Source organism: Streptomyces sp. NPDC054757, from assembly GCF_053612185.1.
In genome coordinates this window covers 15460-33837 of the sequence record NZ_JBSHBW010000043.1, presented here as the reverse complement: position 1 = coordinate 33837, position 18378 = coordinate 15460, and the positions used below count along the sequence as shown (strand labels likewise).

20 protein-coding genes are annotated in these 18378 nt (G+C 70.3%); 7 read left to right on the top strand and 13 right to left on the bottom strand.

What is annotated here, in order from left to right; all coding sequences use genetic code 11:
* Positions 1-174: 174 nt before the first annotated feature.
* The 3 genes from lepB to dapA all read left to right on the top strand — a co-directional run bounded on the left by lepB (position 175) and on the right by dapA (position 2904).
* On the top strand, positions 175-1077 hold the full coding sequence (lepB, locus tag ACWGKJ_RS32485) for a signal peptidase I (protein ID WP_385028042.1): 903 nt from the start codon (positions 175-177) through the stop codon (positions 1075-1077).
* A gap of 138 nt (positions 1078-1215) precedes the next feature.
* On the top strand, positions 1216-1872 hold the full coding sequence (locus ACWGKJ_RS32480; protein WP_385028039.1) for a COG4315 family predicted lipoprotein: 657 nt from the start codon (positions 1216-1218) through the stop codon (positions 1870-1872).
* Positions 1873-2010: 138 nt separating this feature from the next.
* Positions 2011-2904, top strand: coding sequence for a 4-hydroxy-tetrahydrodipicolinate synthase (dapA, locus tag ACWGKJ_RS32475; RefSeq protein ID WP_385028036.1), 894 nt, complete (start codon positions 2011-2013; stop codon positions 2902-2904).
* A 63-nt stretch (positions 2905-2967) separates the two neighbouring features.
* On the opposite strand, the gene ACWGKJ_RS32470 is transcribed toward dapA, so the two are convergent.
* Positions 2968-3660, bottom strand: coding sequence for a DUF4232 domain-containing protein (locus ACWGKJ_RS32470; RefSeq protein WP_385028033.1), 693 nt, complete (start codon positions 3658-3660; stop codon positions 2968-2970).
* 223 nt (positions 3661-3883) lie between these two features.
* Positions 3884-4882, bottom strand: a complete 999-nt coding sequence (gene dapD, locus ACWGKJ_RS32465; RefSeq protein WP_385028030.1) for a 2,3,4,5-tetrahydropyridine-2,6-dicarboxylate N-succinyltransferase — start codon at positions 4880-4882, stop codon at positions 3884-3886.
* Between the two features lie 179 nt (positions 4883-5061).
* Between dapD and ACWGKJ_RS32460 the strand changes: the two genes are divergently transcribed.
* On the top strand, positions 5062-5934 hold the full coding sequence (locus tag ACWGKJ_RS32460; RefSeq protein ID WP_385028027.1) for a winged helix-turn-helix transcriptional regulator: 873 nt from the start codon (positions 5062-5064) through the stop codon (positions 5932-5934).
* A gap of 39 nt (positions 5935-5973) precedes the next feature.
* Here the strand turns inward: ACWGKJ_RS32460 and ACWGKJ_RS32455 are convergent, their stop codons facing one another.
* Positions 5974-6567 carry a TetR/AcrR family transcriptional regulator gene (locus tag ACWGKJ_RS32455; RefSeq protein WP_385028024.1) on the bottom strand — a complete coding sequence of 198 codons (594 nt, stop codon included), beginning with the start codon at positions 6565-6567 and terminating at the stop codon, positions 5974-5976.
* The gene (locus ACWGKJ_RS32450) at positions 6567-6887 is read right to left on the bottom strand and encodes a DMT family transporter (protein WP_385028021.1); all 321 of its coding nucleotides are present in this window, start codon (positions 6885-6887) and stop codon (positions 6567-6569) included. Before ACWGKJ_RS32450 ends, ACWGKJ_RS32455 begins: the two co-directional genes overlap by 1 nt.
* Before the next feature lie 366 nt (positions 6888-7253).
* Between ACWGKJ_RS32450 and ACWGKJ_RS32445 the strand changes: the two genes are divergently transcribed.
* Positions 7254-8252: a DUF7847 domain-containing protein gene (locus ACWGKJ_RS32445; protein ID WP_385028018.1), complete on the top strand. Its 999-nt coding sequence runs from the start codon at positions 7254-7256 to the stop codon at positions 8250-8252.
* Here the strand turns inward: ACWGKJ_RS32445 and ACWGKJ_RS32440 are convergent.
* The 9 genes from ACWGKJ_RS32440 to ACWGKJ_RS32400 all read right to left on the bottom strand — a co-directional run bounded on the left by ACWGKJ_RS32440 (position 8236) and on the right by ACWGKJ_RS32400 (position 16510).
* On the bottom strand, positions 8236-9573 hold the full coding sequence (locus ACWGKJ_RS32440) for a hypothetical protein (RefSeq protein WP_385028094.1): 1338 nt from the start codon (positions 9571-9573) through the stop codon (positions 8236-8238). The genes ACWGKJ_RS32445 and ACWGKJ_RS32440 overlap by 17 nt on opposite strands.
* A gap of 262 nt (positions 9574-9835) precedes the next feature.
* Positions 9836-10174: a metal-sulfur cluster assembly factor gene (locus ACWGKJ_RS32435; RefSeq protein ID WP_327298283.1), complete on the bottom strand. Its 339-nt coding sequence runs from the start codon at positions 10172-10174 to the stop codon at positions 9836-9838.
* Positions 10171-10626, bottom strand: coding sequence for a Fe-S cluster assembly sulfur transfer protein SufU (sufU, locus tag ACWGKJ_RS32430; protein ID WP_385028015.1), 456 nt, complete (start codon positions 10624-10626; stop codon positions 10171-10173). Before sufU ends, ACWGKJ_RS32435 begins: the two co-directional genes overlap by 4 nt.
* Positions 10627-10697: 71 nt before the next feature.
* A complete protein-coding gene (locus ACWGKJ_RS32425) occupies positions 10698-11954 on the bottom strand; it encodes a cysteine desulfurase (RefSeq protein ID WP_385028012.1) in 1257 nt (418 codons plus the stop codon).
* Complete coding sequence (gene sufC / locus ACWGKJ_RS32420) at positions 11951-12742, bottom strand: Fe-S cluster assembly ATPase SufC (protein WP_385028009.1); 792 nt, start codon at positions 12740-12742, stop codon at positions 11951-11953. The genes ACWGKJ_RS32425 and sufC overlap by 4 nt, the downstream gene beginning before the upstream one ends.
* 7 nt (positions 12743-12749) lie before the next feature.
* On the bottom strand, positions 12750-13070 hold the full coding sequence (locus tag ACWGKJ_RS32415; RefSeq protein ID WP_385028006.1) for a bifunctional 3-phenylpropionate/cinnamic acid dioxygenase ferredoxin subunit: 321 nt from the start codon (positions 13068-13070) through the stop codon (positions 12750-12752).
* Positions 13070-14293: a Fe-S cluster assembly protein SufD gene (gene sufD / locus ACWGKJ_RS32410; protein WP_385028003.1), complete on the bottom strand. Its 1224-nt coding sequence runs from the start codon at positions 14291-14293 to the stop codon at positions 13070-13072. The genes ACWGKJ_RS32415 and sufD overlap by 1 nt, the downstream gene beginning before the upstream one ends.
* A gap of 76 nt (positions 14294-14369) precedes the next feature.
* Positions 14370-15791 (bottom strand): Fe-S cluster assembly protein SufB, encoded by a 1422-nt coding sequence (gene sufB / locus ACWGKJ_RS32405; RefSeq protein WP_385028000.1) that lies wholly within the window; start codon positions 15789-15791, stop codon positions 14370-14372.
* Positions 15788-16510 (bottom strand): helix-turn-helix transcriptional regulator, encoded by a 723-nt coding sequence (locus tag ACWGKJ_RS32400; RefSeq protein WP_385027997.1) that lies wholly within the window; start codon positions 16508-16510, stop codon positions 15788-15790. The genes sufB and ACWGKJ_RS32400 overlap by 4 nt, the downstream gene beginning before the upstream one ends.
* A 165-nt stretch (positions 16511-16675) precedes the next feature.
* On the opposite strand from ACWGKJ_RS32400, the gene ACWGKJ_RS32395 reads away from it, so the two are divergent.
* Entirely contained in the window at positions 16676-17602 is a 927-nt protein-coding gene (locus ACWGKJ_RS32395; protein WP_385027994.1) for an ABC transporter ATP-binding protein, read from the top strand.
* A complete protein-coding gene (locus ACWGKJ_RS32390; RefSeq protein ID WP_385027992.1) occupies positions 17599-18366 on the top strand; it encodes an ABC transporter permease in 768 nt (255 codons plus the stop codon). Before ACWGKJ_RS32395 ends, ACWGKJ_RS32390 begins: the two co-directional genes overlap by 4 nt.
* Positions 18367-18378 lie beyond the last annotated feature (12 nt).

Below are 18378 nucleotides of genomic sequence, written 5' to 3'. Positions count from 1 at the left end.
GCCGGCCGGTCCCCGGTGACCGGCCGGCCGCCCGGAGCGCCCCGGAGCCACCGGAAGCGCCCGGGACGGAGACACGCACAGGACCGGGAGGCCCCCGGGACGGCAGGAGGGAGATGAGCACGGGATAAAGGGACGCACCGGACGGAGCGGGATGCGTGCGAAGATCTGGGTGCAATGAGCCAGCTCCCGGATGAAGTGAGGGTGGGGGATGTGACGGTCGGCACGGAGTCGGGCCAGGAGAGCGACGCGTCGGACGCGCGGGATCCGGGTGACGGCAGGAAGACCAGGAGCACGCAGCGTTCCTTCTGGAAGGAGCTGCCGCTGCTCGTCGTCATCGCGCTGGTACTCGCGCTGCTGATCAAGACGTTCCTGCTGCAGGCGTTCTCCATCCCTTCGGACTCCATGCAGAACACCCTGCAGACCGGCGACCGGGTGCTCGTCGACAAGCTGACCCCGTGGTTCGGCGCGGAGCCGCACCGCGGTGAGGTCGTCGTCTTCCACGACCCGGACGGCTGGCTCGCGGACGAGCCCGCGGCGAAGCCCAACCCGGTCCAGAAGGGGCTGAGCTTCATCGGGCTGATGCCGTCGGCCAATGAGAAGGACCTGATCAAGCGGGTCATCGGGGTCGGCGGCGACACCGTGGAGTGCAAGGGCACCGGCCCGGTGAAGGTGAACGGCAAGGCCCTCAAGGAGCCGTACGTCTTCCCCGGCAACACCCCGTGCAGCACGGACCCGCAGGGCCAGTTCAAGATCAAGGTGCCCCAGGGGCACATCTGGGTCATGGGCGACCACCGGCAGTACTCGGCCGACTCCCGCTACCACCAGGACAAGAAGGGCGGCGGCTCCGTCCCGGTGAAGGACGTCGTGGGCCGCGCGGAGGTCATCGCCTGGCCGCTCAACCGGCTGGACAACCTTCCGGTCCCCGCCACCTTCGGCCAGTCCGGCCTCGGCGCGGCGGCGGCCTCGGCGCCCGCGGCGGCGGGCCTGCTGGGCGCCGTTCCCCTGGTGCTGTGGCGCAGGCGCAGGCGGACGCCGCAGGAGACGGCCCGCCGGGCCGACGCTCCCGGCGGCTCGTAGGGCTCCTCGCTCCGGGCCGTACTCCGGACGGCTCTGCCGGGTGGTGCGGCTCCGTGACTCGCGGTCCAGTGGATCCGGCGGCCCGCTCCGGGCCGGCCACCACAGCGCCGCCCGCCGGCGGCCGACCGGAGGAGCCCCATGAGGAGCAGCATCAGTACAGCGGCCGCCGTAGCCGCGGCCGGCCTTGTCGCCGCCGCGGTCAGCGGTTGTTCCAGCACGGACGCATCGTCCCAGGCCGGCGGGCCCAAGGCCTCGCCGTCCACCAGCATGACGGCGTCCAGCAGCATGTCCGCGTCGAGCAGCCCGTCGGCCACCGCCGGACTGCGGACGATCATGGTCAAGAAGACCTCGCTGGGCAAGATCCTCGTCAACGGAAAGGGCCGGACGCTCTACCTCTTCGAGGCGGACAAGACCGACAAGTCGACCTGCTCGGGCGCCTGCGCCAAGGCGTGGCCGCCGCTGGCGGTCAAGAACAAGCCGACCGCGGGCAGCGGGGTGCAGACCAAGCTGCTCAGCACGTCGATGCGGAGCGCGGGCGGCAAGCAGGTCACGTACAAAGGCCACCCCCTCTACACCTACCAGGGCGACCACAAGCCCGGCGAGATGAACGGTCAGGACCTCACCCAGTTCGGCGCCAAGTGGTACGTCGTGGGCCCCGACGGCAAGAAGATCACCGCCATGCCGAAGGCCAGCAGCTCACCTTCGAGCAGCGCGAGCAGCTCACCCTCCGGCAGCAGCTCACCCTCCGGCAGCAGCTCGCCCTCCAGCAGCGCCAGCAGCGGCTCGGGCTACTGATCCCGCGCCCGGCCCGGCATACGGACCGGAGCCGATGCTCAGAACCGGAACAGAACCAGAACTGTTCAGCCATGCTTCGCATTCAATCGAAGCAGAACTAAGTGGACCTTCACTCTCCACTGGGGCGAGACTGCCGCCATGACCCCTTCACAGCCCTTCGGGCGTGCGCTCTGCGCAATGATCACGCCGTTCACCGCTGCCGGGGAGCTCGACCCGGAGGGCGCTCAGCGGCTCGCCACGCACCTGGTGGACGCGGGCTGCGACGGTCTCGTCCTCAGCGGCACCACCGGCGAGTCCCCGACCACCACCGACGCGGAGAAGAGCACGCTGGTACGGGCGGTCGCGGAGGCCGTCGGAGACCGGGCACACATCGTGGCGGGGGTGGGCAGCGCGTCGACCCGGCACACCGTAGAGCTGGCCCGGTCGGCCGAGAGCGCGGGCGCGGACGGCCTGCTGGTGGTGACGCCGTACTACAGCCGTCCGCCGCAGGAGGCGGTCGAAGCCCACTTCCGTACGGTCGCCGACGCCACCGGACTGCCGGTGATGCTGTACGACATCCCCGGCCGCACCGGCACCCGGATCGGGACCGGCTCGCTGCTGCGGCTCTCCGGGCACCCGCGGATCGCGGCCGTGAAGGACTGTGCGTACGACGTGCTGGGCTCCACCAAGGTCATCTCCCTTACCGGGCTGGCCTATTACTCCGGCTGCGAGGAGCTGAACCTCCCGCTGTACGCGGTGGGCGGCTCGGGCTTCGTCAGTACGGTGGCGAATGTGGCGCCGCGACAGCTGCGGGCGGTGCTCGATGCCTACGATGCCCCGGATCCGGCCGGAGCCGCACAACTCAACCGGCTCAACACCCCGCTGGTGGAGCTGATGATGGCGTCCGGACTGCCGGGCACGGTGACCGCCAAGGCCCTCCTCGGCGCGGCCGGACTCCCGTCAGGGCCGGTCCGTGAACCCCTGCTGCCCGCGGGCCGTGACGCGGTCGACGGATTGCGCAGGGCGTACGCGGAGCTGCCTGCCGCCGGATGAGACGGGCGCCGGACACGGACACGGCAGTGGGCACCGACGCCGGCCGCGCGCACTCTCCCACCGCTACTTGTTGTGCGTGGGGTAGACCTCGACGCCGACGTAGGAGTCCTTGACCTGCCCCGCGCCCGCCGGCCACTTCAGGTTCACGGTGTGGGTCTCGTTCGGGGGCGTCACCTGGATGTTGGTCGGGTGCGTGTAGCTCTTGCCGGTGGGGTCGATCTTGTAGGAGATGTTGAAGATCGCGGTGTCGCCCGGCTTCAGGGTGGTGATGCGCGGCACGGCGTGGCCGCGGTCGGCGGGGCTCGACGTGTGGTCCGCGTCCGTGATGTCGACGCCCGCGTAGCCCGTCGCCGAGCAGGTGGTCGAACCACGGTTGACCATGGTCACGTAGATCTCGCCGTCGGTCTTGGTGGGCGAGGCGTTCTTGGCGTCGATGGCCAGGTTCGCCGTCTTGCAGAACGTGACCTTGCCGCTGCTCCCCGATCCGCCGTTCGCGGTGGTCTCTGTCTCGGTGACCTTGCCGGAGCCCGCCTTCGTGCCGCTGTCCTGCGCACCGCCGGAGCCCGAACCGCCCTCGGTCTTCGAGCCGCCGTCCGATGACGAGGAAGCCCCGGATGAGGAGTCGGACGAGGAGGCCGAGGACGAGGAGCCCTTGGACGACGTGTCCTTACTGGAGGCGTCGCCGTCACAGGCGGTGAGCGAGAGGGTGGCGGCGAGGCTTACGGCGGCGAGAGCGGTGATGCGGGTGTACTTCATGTGTTCCCCCAGGAGTAGTGCGGTCCGTGTGGTCAGGAGATATTTCTATCTCGCAGCAAGTCACAGGCCGCTCCCCGCGACGTCTTCGTTCTGTCACAGGCACATCAACCTGCCGGCCCGGCCACGCCGGACCACCACATGAGCGCCCTCCCGGGACCGGCCTGGGGCCGCGGGAGGGCGCTCGTCGGTGACCTGTGCCGGCCGAACTGCCGACAGAGGCGGCTCAGTTGTGGCTGTGCAGGATCTCGTTGAGGCCGCCCCAGACCGCGTTGTTCGGGCGGGCCTCCACCGTGCCGGTGACCGAGTTGCGGCGGTAGAGGATGTTCGAAGCGCCGGAGAGCTCACGGGCCTTGACGACCTGTCCGTCGGGCATCGTGACCCGGGTCCCCGCGGTGACGTAGAGCCCGGCCTCCACGACGCACTCGTCGCCGAGCGCGATCCCCACGCCCGCCTCGGCTCCGACCAGGCAGCGCTCACCGATGGTGATCCGGACGTTGCCGCCGCCCGAGAGGGTGCCCATGGTGGAGGCGCCGCCGCCGATGTCGGAGCCGTCGCCGACCACGACGCCCGCGGAGATCCGGCCCTCGACCATGGAGGTGCCGAGCGTGCCCGCGTTGAAGTTGACGAAGCCCTCGTGCATCACGGTCGTACCGTCGGAGAGGTGCGCGCCGAGGCGGACCCGGTCGGCGTCGGCGATCCGGACACCCTTGGGCGCCACGTAGTCCGTCATCCGCGGGAACTTGTCGACCGAGGTGACCTGGAGGTGCAGGCCCTCGGCGCGGGCGTTCAGCCGCGCCTTCTCGATGTCGTCCACGGCGACCGGGCCCAGCGAGGTCCAGGCGACGTTGGCGAGCAGGCCGAACATGCCGTCCAGGTTCTGGCCGTGCGGCTTGACCAGGCGGTGCGAGAGCAGGTGCAGACGCAGGTAGACGTCGTGCGCGTCCAGCGGCTTGTCGTCGAGCGAGGCGATGACCGTACGGACGGCGACGACCTCCACACCGCGGCGCGGGTCGGGTCCCACGGCCTTCGGGGCAGCCTCGCCGAGCAGCTCGGCGGCGCGCTCGGCGGAGAGCCGCTCGGTGCCCGCGGGACCGGGCTCGGCGGTGAGCTCGGGGGCGGGGAACCAGGTGTCGAGAACGGTGCCGTCGGCGGTGACGGTGGCAAGTCCGGCGGCCACGGCGCCGGTGGAGCGGGCAGGGGTCTGCGAGAGCGTGTCGGTCATGACCAAAACCTAACCGGCCGGGCACCGCACCGGCGAACCGGTCTCAGCGCTCGGCCGGCGTGGTCGGGTCCCCGGCCGCCCCCATCGAGTTCCCATGAGGAACCCACTGTGGCAGCATGAGCCCGCACACGGATGACGGATGGCAGGTGACGGATGACGGGGACCGGGAGGGTACGGACATGACCCAGCGCACCCGCCTCGACGACGCGGACTGCGCCATCGCCCAGGCGCTGGACGTCGTGGGCGACTGGTGGACCCTGCTGATCGTGCGGGACACCGCGCGCGGGGTGCACCGCTTCGACGCGCTCCAGCGGGAGCTGGGAATGTCCCGCAAGGTGCTGACGGAGCGGCTGCGGCTGCTGGTGGACGCGGGGGTGCTGAGGCGCGAGCCGTACCAGGAGCGTCCGGTGCGGTACGAGTACCGGCTCACCCCGCGCGGCAGCGCCCTGCTCCCGGTGCTGATCGCCCTCCAGGACTGGGGGGACACCTGGATCCTCGGAGAAGGAGCGACGATGGCGACCGCCGGTGAGGCATCGAAGGAGGCCGAGCGGGTGCACGGCCTGATCGGCACCCGCGTCCCGGGGATCCGGCTCCCCGGCCCGGACGGAGACCTGCTCGACCCGGTCGATCCGACCGCCGACCGCACCGTCCTGTACTGCTTTCCCGCCGCGTTCGCGGAGCGTGGCTCCTACCCGCCCGGCTGGGCCGGGATCCCTGGGGCCTCGGGCTGCACCCTGGAGTCGTGCACGTACCGCGACCGGCTGGCGGAGTTCACCGCGGCCGGGGCGGCCGTGCACGGGGTCTCCACCCAGCGCCCCGACGAACAGCGGGCGTTCGCCGAGAAGGAGCGGCTGCGCTTCCCGCTGCTCTCGGACGCCGGTCTTGAGCTGACGGCCGCGCTGCGGCTGCCGACCTTCCGTACGGCGGGGGTCAGCAGACTCAAGCGGCTGACGCTGGTGGTGGACCGGGACCGGACCGTGCGCGAGGTGCTGTATCCGGTCACGGACATCGAGGACAGTGTGCGGGCGGCGCTCGCCGCGGTCAGCCGCTGACCCCGGGGACCGAGAGCCGAGGACCGGCGCGTCCCGCGGTCAGCCGCTGACGCCCGGGGCGGCGGCGCCCGGGGCCGGGGCGTCCCGCCCTCCGATGATCCGTACCAGCGTCTCCCGCACCTCCTCAGGGTCGAACGCCCGGCCCGTCAGCAGGAGTTGGATCAGCAGCCCGTCGATGAGGGCCACCAGCGCGCGGGCGGTGGCGGCGTCCCCGCCGACCTGGGCCCTGACGACCTCCACAAAGGCGTCCAGCCACTCGGCGGCGACCGGCCGCAGCGCCTCACGGCGCAGCGCGGCGAGATACAGCTCGTACTCCAGCCGCACCCCGCTCCGGTCCCCCGCGACGAGCCGCTCCAGCAGCGCGGTGAGCCGGACGGCGAGCCCCTCGCCCGGCTCGGCGAGCGCCCGCACCCAGGCCCCGACCGTGGCCCGCGGATGGTCGCTGACCTTCCGCAGGGCCGCGATCAGCAGTTCGTCGAGCGTGGCGAAGTGGTACGTCGTCGAGCCGAGCGGCACATCGGCCTCCGCCGCGACCGAGCGGTGGCTCAGCCCGGCGATGCCGTGATCGCGGACGATCCGGATCGCCGCATCGATGATCCGGTCCCGGCGGCCGGGGTCGTAACGCCGGGCCATCAGTGCGAGCCGCCCAGGTTGAGCAGCACGACCCCGCCGATGACCAGGGCGATGCCGCCGAGCTTCGCCAGGCTCACCGACTCGCCCAGGAAGACCATGCCGATGGCGGCGATGGCGGCGGTGCCGGTGCCGGCCCAGATCGCGTAAGCGGTCCCCACCGAGAGGGACTTGAGCACCTGGGCGAGCAGGACGAAGGCGAGCAGATATCCGGCGGCCGTCGCCAGCGAGGGCCACAGCCGGCTGAATCCTTCGCTGTACTTCATGGCGGTGGTCCCGCCGACCTCTGCGGCGATGGCCGCGGCAAGCAGTACATAGGGCATGCGTACGACCGTACACATCAGCGCCGGGTACGGTGTGCCGTCCGGCAGAATCCGGTACGCGAAACCGGGACGCGAAGTCCGGTATGTGGAGGCCGGTACGTGGAAGCCGGGACGCAGAAGGACCGGAACGCAGAAGTCGGTACGGAGATCCGGGCGCGCGACGCACGGGGGACGGAGTGAGCGGTGGCACAGGACTCGGGGTGGACAGGGGCGTACGGAGGTCCGCCGCAGGCAGGACCTCCGCCCGGGGGCCCGCCCGGCTGGGGCCCGCCGCCCGGCTGGAACCAGCCGCCCGGGGGCCCGCCGGGGTGGGGCGGTCCGCCTCCGCCCCGGGCGCCCAGGCCGGGCGTGATACCCCTGGAGCCGTTGTCGCTCAGCGACATACTCAGCGGCGCCATATCCACGGTCGGCCGCTACTGGAAGCAGCTGCTCGGTATGGCGGCCGCGGTCTACGGCGGCGCCGCCGCCGTCATCGTCGCGGCCCTCGCGATCCTCTACGCGTCGCTCTCGGACCGGATCCACGGGATCACCCACGCGCCGAAGGCGTCCGACGTCGGCTGGGACCAGGCAGGCCCCGTGGTACTCGCGTTCGCCGGGGTCCTGCTGGCCGCCGCGCTGCTGACCACGGTCTGCACGGCGGTGATCTGCGCGGCCTGTGCGACCGTGCTCCAGGAAGCGGTGCTCGGCAGGCCGCTGACCTTCCGGACCGTCTGGCGGCGGGCCTGGTCCCGGGTGGCTCCGCTGATCGGCACCGTACTGCTGAGCGGGCTGATCGTCCTCGTTCCGCTGCTGCTGATCGCGGGGGCTTCGGTCGCCGCCGTGGTCGCCGCGGTCAGCGCGCACAATCCGGCCGTGGCGGTCATCGTGGGGGTGCTCGGCGGGCTCGCCCTGCTGCCGCCGGCCGTCTGGCTGTGGGTGCTCTTCAGCCTGGCCCCGGCCGCCGTGGTGTTCGAGCGGCAGGGACCGGTCGGCGCGCTGCGCAGGTCGGCCCGGCTGGTGCGGGGCGCGTGGTGGCGGATCTGCGGCATCTCACTGCTGGCACTGGCGATCGGCTCCATGGCGGGCTCCTTCGTCCAGCTCCCCTTCACCATGGTGGGGATGTTCCACGGCCAGATGCTGACCCTGGACTCCTCGTCCGACCCGAGCCCCGCCCAGCTGCTGTCCGCGGTCGGCGGCTATCTGACGCTCTCGCTGCTGGGCCAGACACTCAGCCAGATCGTCTCGGTGACCTTCCCGCAGCTGGTGACGGGGCTGCTCTACGTCGACCGGCGGATGCGCACGGAGGAGCTGGGTCCGGTGCTCGCCGAGGCGGCGGGCGCCGGGAGCACCGGACAGCACCCCTCGGACGTCACTCCCCCACGGTGAACCAGGTGGCGCGGGACTTCTTCCACTCGTCGTGGGTGAGGTCCTTCGCCTCCGTGCCGTCCCCGTAGAGGTCGGCGGAGCCGTCGTCGGTGATCAGCTGGGCGCGCGCCCCGGCCGTGTTCAGGTCGGGGACCTCCACCACGGCCTCCCAGCCGCCCGGGTCGCTGGTCGGCAGATCGGCCCGCTTCACCGGGGCGTGCCCGGCGACACCGTCCCAGGAGTAGAGGGCGTACGGATCGGAGTTGTCGTCGGCGGCCCAGGAACCGGCGACGATCAGATACTGGTTGGCGGCGTTCTTGCGGATGTCCCGGACGGAGAGCCCCCCGAGGTCCAGCTCGACCGGTGTGCCGAAGGCGGCCTTCTTGCCGGTGACCACCTTGTCCATGTTGGTGACCGGCACGAGCAGCGCCTTGCCGCCGTTCTCCGGCGGCACCAGCGGGGCGCGGAAGCCGAGGTAGGCCGTGGTGGAGGAGCCGGGTGCGAATTCGAGGCCCTCGATGTTGAATCCGTCGATCTGCTTGGGGACCTGGCCGTCCTCGGTGCCCTTGGCGAATCCGTAGCGGTCGCCGTTGGCCTTGTCCCAGGCGACCAGGTCGTCGCGGAGCCCGGCGTACGAGCCGCCGAAGGACAGCTGGGTGCCGGCCCCCGAGCCGGTGACCTCGGTGGTGAAGATCCGGTTGCGGTCGGGCTTGTACTCGCCGTCCTTGTTGTTGCCGAGCGAACCGGTCCAGTAGACCGTGGAGCCGACCCGGGCCGCCGCCTCGATGTCGATCTCCTTCTTGACCCCGAGCGCGTCGCTGAAGTCCCAGGTGCGCACGGGCGCCCCGGAGGCCGAACCGTCGTAGAGCCGCAGCGTGTTGGACTCGTCGTCGGCGACCAGCACATAGCCGCCGCCGACCGCGACTGCGGCCGAGGCGTCGGAAGAGCCGGTGAAGTACCGGGTGTCCGCGCTGTGCTGGACCGCGGCGGACGCGGCGTAGTGCAGGGTCCTGGTCGCGCTCTTGCCGCCGAGGCCGGTGACCTTGAGGGTGAGATCGGTGTAGCCCCGTGCTCGGGCGGCGACCGTGACCCGGCGGGTCGCTCCGGTGCCCGTGACGGAGACGTCGCCGGTCCCCGCGACGGATGACCTGGAGCTGGCCGAGGCCGCCACGGTGAGCGCGGAGGCGTCCGCCCCGCTCTGCCCGACGGTGACGGTGACGGCGGGGTCGCCGGTGGCGCCGACCGCGCCGGAGAGGTAGGCGGTCTGGAGGGACAGCGTCGGTGTGCCGTAACCCGCCGCGTCCGCGGGGCCGTTGAGGCCGGTGAGGGCCAGGGAGAACAGCCCGGTCACGGCCAGGGCCGCCCCGGCGGTCCTGGCACGGGACGGGCGGCGGAACGGGATGGCGGGGATCTGCACGGGAACCCTCTCGTCGTGGGGGCATCACGGGGACGCGTCGTCGACGAGAAGGCTCCGGTCTCCGCGCCAACGGGGCGCGCACACCGTACGTACAGAAGGCGAACAGCACCATACGGCCCCGGTGCGCGGGAGCACCGGGGCCGTAGAGGATAAGGAGATGCGGCCGATCGGGCCTGCTCTGATCCGGTCAGACGTTGAAGCCGAGCGCGCGCAGCTGCTCACGGCCGTCGTCGGTGATCTTGTCCGGGCCCCACGGCGGCATCCAGACCCAGTTGATCTTCAGCTCGTTGACGATGCCCTCGGTGGCCGACTTCGCCTGGTCCTCGATGACATCGGTCAGCGGGCAGGCCGCGGACGTCAGGGTCATGTCGAGTGTGGCGATATTGGCGTCGTCCACGTGAATGCCGTAGATCAGGCCGAGGTTGACCACGTCGATCCCCAGCTCGGGGTCGACGACGTCGTACAGCGCCTCGCGGACCTCCTCCTCGGAGGCCGGCTTCATCGTGGCGGTCTCGTTCTCGCTCATGCGGTCTTCCCTTCGGACAGCGCCTGCGCCGTCGCGTCCTTCCACGCCATCCAGCTCAGCAGCGCGCACTTCACGCGCGCCGGGTACTTCGAGACGCCGGCGAACGCGACGGCGTCCTCCAGCACCTCCTCCATCGCGTCGTCCGGCTCGATCTGCCCCCTGGACTGCATCAGCTCCAGGAAGGCCGACTGGATCTTCTGGGCCTCGCCCAGCTCCTTGCCGACCAGCAGTTCGTTCATGACGGACGCGCTGGCCTGGCTGATGGAACAGCCCTGCCCCTCGTACGACACGTCCGCGATGCGGTCGCCCTCGTACCGCACCCGCAGCGTGATCTCGTCACCACAGGTCGGGTTCACGTGGTGCACCTCGGCGTCGCCGTCACGGAGACCGCGCCCGTGCGGGTGCTTGTAGTGGTCCAGGATCACTTCCTGGTACATCGAATCCAGCTTCACGATCCAGTCCCTACCCGATGTCGTCGCCGGTGTAGCCGGTCCGGTGGCCCGGCATGGTCCAAACGAACGCTCTAGCCGAAGAAATTCCGTACGTGCTCAAGCCCGTCCGCCAGGGCGTCGACCTCTTCGGGCGTCGAGTACAGATAGAACGACGCTCGCGTCGTCGCGGGAATTCCGTACCGCAGACAGACCGGCCGTGCGCAGTGGTGGCCGACCCGGACCGCGATGCCCTCCTCGTCCAGGACCTGGCCCACATCGTGCGGGTGGATGTCGCCGAGGGTGAAGGAGATCGTCGCCCCGCGGTCCATGGCCGTGGCCGGTCCGATGAACCGCAGGTCCGGGATTTCGGCGAGACGCTTCATCGCGTACTCGGTGAGCGCGTGCTCATGAGCGGCGATCTTGTCCATGCCGATGGAGGACAGATAGTCCACGGCCGCGCCGAGGCCGACGGCCTGGGCGATCGGGGGCGTACCGGCCTCGAACTTGTGCGGTGCGGGCGCGTAGGTCGACGAGTGCATCGAGACGGTCTCGATCATCTCGCCGCCGCCGAGGAACGGCGGGAGGTCCTCAAGGAGCTCCTGACGGCCCCAGAGGACGCCGATCCCGGTCGGGCCGACCATCTTGTGGCCGGTGAAGGCCACGAAGTCGGCCTGGAGCGCCTGTACGTCGAGCAGCATGTGGGGTGCTGCCTGGGAGGCGTCGATGCAGACGAGCGCACCGACCTCCTGGGCGCGCCGGATGATCGCCTCGACCGGGTTGACGGTGCCCATCAGGTTGGAGACCAGCGTGAAGGAGACGATCTTCGTCTTCTCGGTGATGATCTCGTCGACGTTGGACAGGTCGAGGCGGCCGTCGTCGGTGAGGGCGAACCACTTCAGCTTCGCGCCGGTGCGCTGCGAGAGCAGCTGCCACGGCACGATGTTGGAGTGGTGCTCCATCTCGGTGATGACGATCTCGGTCTCGTGGTCGACCCGGTACGGCTCATCGGCCCAGCCGAGCATGTTGGCCACGAGGTTGAGCGACTCGGAGGCGTTCTTGGTGAAGATCACCTCGTCGCGGCTCGGCGCGTTGATGAAGGCGGCGACCTTGTCGCGGGCGCCCTCGTACAGCGCCGTGGCCTCCTCGGCGAGCACATGCACGCCGCGGTGGACGTTGGCGTTGTGCCGCTCGTAGTACTCGTTCAGCGCGTCGAGTACCTGGCGCGGCTTCTGCGAGGTCGCCGCGTTGTCCAGGTAGACGATCTTCTTCCCGTCGTGGACCACCCGATCCAGCAGGGGGAAGTCCTTGCGGATCGCGTCGGTGTCCAGGAGGCCCGGCAGCTGTGTCACGCGACGTCCTCCTCCGGGTTCACTCCGCTCACGGGGGCGCCCTTCGTGTAGGCCTCGTAGCCCTCGTTCTCCAGCTTGTCGGCGAGCTCCGGGCCGCCGGACTCGGCGATCCGGCCGTTGGCGAAGACATGCACGAAGTCGGGCTTGATGTAGCGCAGGATGCGCGTGTAGTGGGTGATCAGCAGGGTGCCGACCTCGCCGCCCTCGCGGACGCGGTTGACGCCGTCGGAGACCTGGCGCAGCGCGTCGACGTCCAGACCGGAGTCCGTCTCGTCGAGGATCGCGATCTTCGGCTTGAGCAGCTCCAGCTGGAGGATCTCGTGGCGCTTCTTCTCTCCGCCGGAGAAGCCCTCGTTGACGTTGCGCTCGGCGAAGGCCGGGTCCATCTGGAGGGTCTCCATGGCCGTCTTGACCTCCTTCACCCAGGTACGGAGCTTCGGCGCCTCGCCGCGGATGGCGGTGGCCGACGTACGCAGGAAGTTGGAGACGGAGACGCCGGGGACCTCGACCGGGTACTGCATGGCGAGGAAGACACCGGCGCGGGCCCGCTCGTCGACGGTCATCTCCAGCACGTCCTCACCGTCGAGGGTGACGGTGCCGCTGGTGATCGTGTACTTGGGGTGCCCCGCGAGGGAGTACGCCAGCGTCGACTTGCCGGAGCCGTTGGGGCCCATGATGGCGTGGGTCTCGCCCTGTTTCACGGTCAGGTCGACGCCCTTGAGGATCTCCTTCGTACCGTTCTCGGTTTCGACGGAGACGTGCAGGTCGCGGATTTCAAGCGTTGCCATGGGTGACTCAGGACTCCTGGGATACGGAGACGAGCACATCGTCCCCTTCGATCTTGACGGGGTAAACGGGCACGGGGCGCGTCGCGGGAAGGCCGGACGGCTTGCCGGTGCGGAGGTCGAAGCGGGAGCCGTGGAGCCAGCACTCGATGGTGCAGTCCTCGACCTCCCCCTCGGAGAGGGAGACATTCGCGTGCGAGCAGATGTCGTTGACCGCGAACACCTCGCCCTCCGTGCGGACCACGGACACCGGCGTGCCGTCGAGCTCCACCCGCTTCGGGGTGTCGTCCTCCAGCTCGCTCAGCGCACAGGCCCTGACGAAGGCGGCCATCAGACGGCTGCCTGCAGCTCGGCGTCGATCTTGTCGAGCAGGCGCTGCTCGACGTCCGGCAGACCGATCTGCTGGACCAGCTCGGCGAAGAAGCCGCGGACCACCAGACGGCGGGCCTCGGCCTCCGGGATGCCGCGCGACTGCAGATAGAAGAGCTGCGAGTCGTCGAAGCGGCCGGTGGCCGACGCGTGGCCCGCGCCGGCGATCTCGCCGGTCTCGATCTCCAGGTTCGGGACCGAGTCGACCCGCGCGCCGTCGGTGAGGACGAGGTTGCGGTTGAGCTCGTACGAGTCGGTGCCCTCGGCCGCGGCCCTGATGAGGACGTCACCGATCCAGACGGCGTGCGCGTCCTGGCCCTGGAGCGCGCCCTTGTAGGCCACGTTGGACCTGCAGTGCGGCGCGTTGTGGTCGACCAGCAGGCGGTGCTCCTGGTGCTGGCCGTGGTCGGTGAAGTAGAGCCCGAGAAGCTCGGCCTCGCCGCCGGGGCCCGCGTACTGCACGCGCGGGTGAAGGCGTACGACGTCGCCGCCGAAGGTGACCACGACCGACTTGAGCGAGGCGTCCCGGCCCACCAGCGCGTTGTGCTGCGCCACATGGACGGCGCCCGGCTCCCAGTCCTGGACCGAGACGACGGTCAGCTTCGCGCCGTCGCCCAGGATGTAGTCCACGTTGGCGGCGAGCACCGCGTCCCCGGTGTGGTCGATGACCACGAGGGCCTCGGCGAAGGCGCCGAGTTCGACGACCTGGTGGCCGTAGGCGACGCCGCCCGCGCCGTGCACCGAGATCCGGATCGGCTCGGTGAGCACGGTCTCCTTGGGCACCGAGACGACCGAGGCCTTCTCGAAGGAGGAGTACGCCTGGGCGGCGACCCGGTCCACCGGGGTGCCGGCCCGGCCGATACGGGCGTCGTCACGGCCGACGGTCTCGACGCGGACGCCCTCGGGCGCCGACACCTCGATCCCGACACCGGAGCCGGTCGCGACGGCGGTGCCGTCGTGCAGGCCCCTGAGCCGCTCCAGCGGGGTGAACCGCCACTCCTCCTCACGCCCGTGGGGGACGGGGAAGTCCGCCACGTCGAAGGAGGGCGGCGCGCTCATCCGGGTGGCGACGGTGGACTCGGCAGCCACCGCGATCGACCCGGACGTGGTGGAACCCGCCGCGGGGGGTCCCCCCTGGACCGGAGCCTCTCGCAGGTCCTTGGGGGAATTCTGAGCCTCAGCCATGGCTGTCGTCGTGCTCGCTTTCTGATGGATACGTCTGGTTCGGGCGAGGGAGGGTCGGGCGGCCGCGGGGCAGCCGCTAGCCGACGGAGCCCTCCATCTGCAGCTCGATCAGCCGGTTGAGCTCCAGGGCGTACTCCATGGGGAGCTCCTTGGCGATCGGCTCGACGAAACCGCGCACGATCATCGCCATCGCCTCGAACTCCGTCATACCGCGGCTCATCAGGTAGAAGAGCTGGTCGTCGGAGACCTTGGAGACGGTCGCCTCGTGGCCCATGGACACGTCGTCCTCACGGACGTCCACATAGGGATAGGTGTCCGAGCGGGAGACCGTGTCGACGAGCAGCGCGTCACAGAGGACGTTCGACTTGGAGCCCTCGGCGCCCTCGCCGATCTCGATCAGACCGCGGTAGGAGGTACGGCCGCCGCCTCGCGCCACCGACTTGGACACGATGTTGGAGGAGGTGTGCGGGGCCATGTGGACCATCTTGGCGCCCGCGTCCTGGTGCTGACCCTCGCCCGCGAAGGCGATCGACAGCGTCTCGCCCTTGGCCTGCTCGCCCATCAGGTAGACGGCCGGGTACTTCATCGTGACCTTGGAGCCGATGTTGCCGTCGACCCACTCCATGGTCGCGCCCTCGTACGCCACGGCACGCTTGGTGACGAGGTTGTAGACGTTGTTCGACCAGTTCTGGATCGTCGTGTAGCGGCAGCGGCCGCCCTTCTTCACGATGATCTCGACGACCGCGCTGTGCAGCGAGTCGGAGGAGTAGATCGGGGCGGTGCAGCCCTCGACGTAGTGGACGTAGGCGTCCTCGTCGACGATGATCAGCGTCCGCTCGAACTGGCCCATGTTCTCCGTGTTGATACGGAAGTAGGCCTGGAGCGGGATCTCGACGTGCACGCCCTTCGGCACGTAGATGAAGGAACCGCCGGACCACACGGCCGAGTTCAGCGAGGCGAACTTGTTGTCGCCGACCGGGATGACGGTGCCGAAGTACTCCTGGAAGAGCTCCGGGTGCTCCTTCAGAGCGGTGTCGGTGTCCATGAAGATGACACCCTTCGACTCCAGCTCCTCGTTGATCTGGTGGTAGACGACCTCGGACTCGTACTGGGCGGCGACACCCGCGACGAGGCGCTGCTTCTCCGCCTCCGGGATGCCGAGCTTGTCGTACGTCTTCTTGATGTCCTCCGGCAGGTCCTCCCAGGACTCCGCCTGCTTCTCGGTGGACCGCACGAAGTACTTGATGTTGTCGAAGTCGATGCCCGACAGGTCCGAGCCCCAGCTCGGCATGGGCTTCTTGCCGAAGAGCTTGAGCCCCTTGAGACGCAGCTTCAGCATCCACTCGGGCTCGTTCTTCTTCGCCGAGATGTCACGGACGACAGCTTCGGACAGGCCGCGCTTGGCCGCTGCGCCTGCCACGTCGGAGTCGGCCCAGCCGAATTCGTACGTGCCCAGGCCCTCAAGTTCGGGGTGGGCAGTCTCCGTGGGGAGAGTCATGCGGGGTTCCTCCCGGCCGTGCTGGTGGATGCTGAATCGGTGGTCTGGTGGCTGGTCTTGGGAATGAACGTCGTGCACACACCGTCGCCGTGGGCGATGGTGGCCAGCCGCTGCACATGGGTCCCGAGCAGACGGGAGAAGACCTCGGTCTCCGCCTCGCAGAGCTGCGGGAACTGTTCGGCGACATGGGCCACCGGGCAGTGGTGCTGGCAGAGCTGCTCGCCGACCGGGGCGCTTCGCGCTGTAGCAGCGTACCCGTCGGCGGTCAATGCCCTGGCGAGAGCCTCGGCGCGGTTCTCGGGCGCCGCGGCCTCGACGGCCGCGCGGTACTCCTCGGCCTGGGCGGCGAGCCGGTCACGGGCGAACGCCATGACCTCCTCGTCGCCCGAGCGCCGGGCGATCCACCGCAGCGCGTCGGCGGCGAGCTGGTCGTAGGACTGGTCGAAGGCGTCGCGGCCGCAGTCGGTCAGCGCGAAGACCTTCGCGGGGCGTCCGCGGGTCCGCGCGCCGTACACCCGCTGCTCACGGGGGGCGACCACATCGTCGGTGACCAGGGCGTCGAGATGACGGCGGACCGCTGCCGGGGTGAGCCCCAGGCGTCCCGCCAGCTCGGTGACGGTGGACGGGCCGTGGTCCAGGATGGAGCGCGCGACCCGGTTGCGCGTGGAGCGCTCACCGGTCGCGAGTTCCTCCTGGGGAGCCTCGCCAACGTTTTTCACAACGCCATTGTTGCGTAATTCACCGGCCTGCGACAAGTAAAGATCGGGACCCTCAGCGGTGTCCTCGATCACTTAGGGTTACCTAAACAGGGCCGGATGCCCGTCCCCGCAAGGGCTCCGCCCCCTGGAGGATCCGCGCCACGCACGCTTCGTAGACTCCCCCGTATGAGTACAGATCCCGCCGTTGAGGTCCGCGGCCTCGTCAAGCGGTACGGCGCCAAGACCGCGGTGGACGGGCTGGACCTCACGGTCGGTGCGGGCACCGTCACCGCCGTACTCGGGCCCAACGGCGCAGGCAAGACCACCACCGTCGAGACCTGCGAGGGGTACCGCAGGGCCGACGGCGGCACGGTCCGGGTCCTGGGCCTCGACCCCATGGCCGACGCCGCCCGGCTGCGCCCCAGGATCGGGGTCATGCTCCAGTCCGGCGGCATCTACTCCGGCGCCCGCGCCGACGAGATGCTCCGCCACATGGCGAAGCTGCACGCGCACCCGCTCGACGTCGGCACGCTGATCGAGCGGCTCGGCCTGGAGAGCTGCGGCCGTACGACGTACCGCAGGCTCTCCGGCGGACAGCAGCAGCGGCTCTCCCTCGCGATGGCCGTGGTGGGCCGTCCCGAGCTGGTCTTCCTGGACGAGCCGACCGCCGGGCTCGACCCGCAGGCCCGCAGGTCCACCTGGGACCTCGTACGGGAACTGCGCGCGGACGGCGTGACGACGGTGCTCACCACCCACTTCATGGACGAGGCCGAGCAGCTCGCCGACGAGGTGGCGATCATCGACGCGGGCCGCGCCGTCGTGCACGGCTCCCCCGAGGAGCTGTGCCGGGGCGGCGCCGAGAACACCCTGCGCTTCGGCGGACGGCCGGGGCTCGACGTCGGCTCGCTGCTGAAGGCGCTCCCGGACGGCTCGGCCGCCACCGAACCGACCCCGGGCAGCTACCGGATCACCGGTACCGTCGACCCCCAGCTGCTCGCCACCGTCACCTCCTGGTGCGCCCAGCACGGGGTGATGCCGGACCGTATCGCGGTCGAGCGCCACACCCTCGAAGACGTCTTCCTGGAACTGACCGGCAAGGAGCTGCGCGCATGAGCGCCGGTACGTACACCCCCCGGCCGGGCGCCGCCCCGCTGTCGCGCATGATCGCCGCGCAGACCGCCTTCGAGACCAGGATGCTGCTGCGCAACGGTGAGCAGCTGCTGCTGACCGTGATCATCCCGTCGCTGCTGCTGGTCCTCTTCTCCGCCGTCGACATCGTCGACACGGGCGCCGGCAGGTCGGTGGACTTCCTGGCCCCGGGCATCCTGGCGCTCGCCGTGATGTCCACGGCCTTCACCGGCCAGGCCATCGCGACCGGTTTCGAGCGCAGGTACGGGGTGCTCAAGCGGCTCGGCGCCTCACCACTCCCGCGCTGGGCGCTGATGACGTCGAAGACGCTGTCCGTGATCGTCACCGAGATCCTGCAGATCGCCCTGCTGACCGTGATCGCGCTGCTGCTGGGCTGGTCGCCCCACGGCAGCCCGTTCGCCGTTCTGCTGCTGCTCGTCCTCGGTACGGCGGCCTTCTCGGGTCTCGGTCTGCTGATGGCGGGGACGCTCAAGGCGGAGGCCACCCTGGCGGCGGCCAATCTGGTCTTCCTGCTGCTGCTCGTCGGCGGCGGGGTGATCGTCCCGATGGACAAGTTCCCCGGCGGTGTCAGGTCCGTACTGGAGCTGCTGCCGGTCTCGGCGCTCTCCGACGGGCTGCGGGACGTCCTGCAGCACGGCGCGGCGATGCCGTGGGGAGATCTGGGGATCGTCGCGGTGTGGGCGGTGCTGGGCCTCGGCGCGGCCGGCCGGTTCTTCCGCTGGGAGTGAGCGGCCGGGAGG

Bases quoted from the DNA above. Each gene is read 5' to 3' on its own strand.
- lepB (WP_385028042.1), top strand. From the start codon at position 175: ATGAGCCAGCTCCCGGATGAAGTGAGGGTGGGGGATGTGACGGTCGGC.
- ACWGKJ_RS32455 (WP_385028024.1), bottom strand. From the start codon at position 6,567: ATGGCCCGGCGTTACGACCCCGGCCGCCGGGACCGGATCATCGATGCG.
- sufD (WP_385028003.1), bottom strand. From the start codon at position 14,293: ATGGCTGAGGCTCAGAATTCCCCCAAGGACCTGCGAGAGGCTCCGGTC.
- dapD (WP_385028030.1), bottom strand. From the start codon at position 4,882: ATGACCGACACGCTCTCGCAGACCCCTGCCCGCTCCACCGGCGCCGTG.
- ACWGKJ_RS32450 (WP_385028021.1), bottom strand. From the start codon at position 6,887: ATGCCCTATGTACTGCTTGCCGCGGCCATCGCCGCAGAGGTCGGCGGG.
- ACWGKJ_RS32470 (WP_385028033.1), bottom strand. From the start codon at position 3,660: ATGAAGTACACCCGCATCACCGCTCTCGCCGCCGTAAGCCTCGCCGCC.
- ACWGKJ_RS32435 (WP_327298283.1), bottom strand. From the start codon at position 10,174: ATGAGCGAGAACGAGACCGCCACGATGAAGCCGGCCTCCGAGGAGGAG.
- ACWGKJ_RS32390 (WP_385027992.1), top strand. From the start codon at position 17,599: ATGAGCGCCGGTACGTACACCCCCCGGCCGGGCGCCGCCCCGCTGTCG.
- sufB (WP_385028000.1), bottom strand. From the start codon at position 15,791: ATGACTCTCCCCACGGAGACTGCCCACCCCGAACTTGAGGGCCTGGGC.
- ACWGKJ_RS32460 (WP_385028027.1), top strand. From the start codon at position 5,062: ATGACCCAGCGCACCCGCCTCGACGACGCGGACTGCGCCATCGCCCAG.
- ACWGKJ_RS32480 (WP_385028039.1), top strand. From the start codon at position 1,216: ATGAGGAGCAGCATCAGTACAGCGGCCGCCGTAGCCGCGGCCGGCCTT.
- ACWGKJ_RS32415 (WP_385028006.1), bottom strand. From the start codon at position 13,070: ATGGCCGCCTTCGTCAGGGCCTGTGCGCTGAGCGAGCTGGAGGACGAC.
- sufC (WP_385028009.1), bottom strand. From the start codon at position 12,742: ATGGCAACGCTTGAAATCCGCGACCTGCACGTCTCCGTCGAAACCGAG.
- ACWGKJ_RS32395 (WP_385027994.1), top strand. From the start codon at position 16,676: ATGAGTACAGATCCCGCCGTTGAGGTCCGCGGCCTCGTCAAGCGGTAC.
- dapA (WP_385028036.1), top strand. From the start codon at position 2,011: ATGACCCCTTCACAGCCCTTCGGGCGTGCGCTCTGCGCAATGATCACG.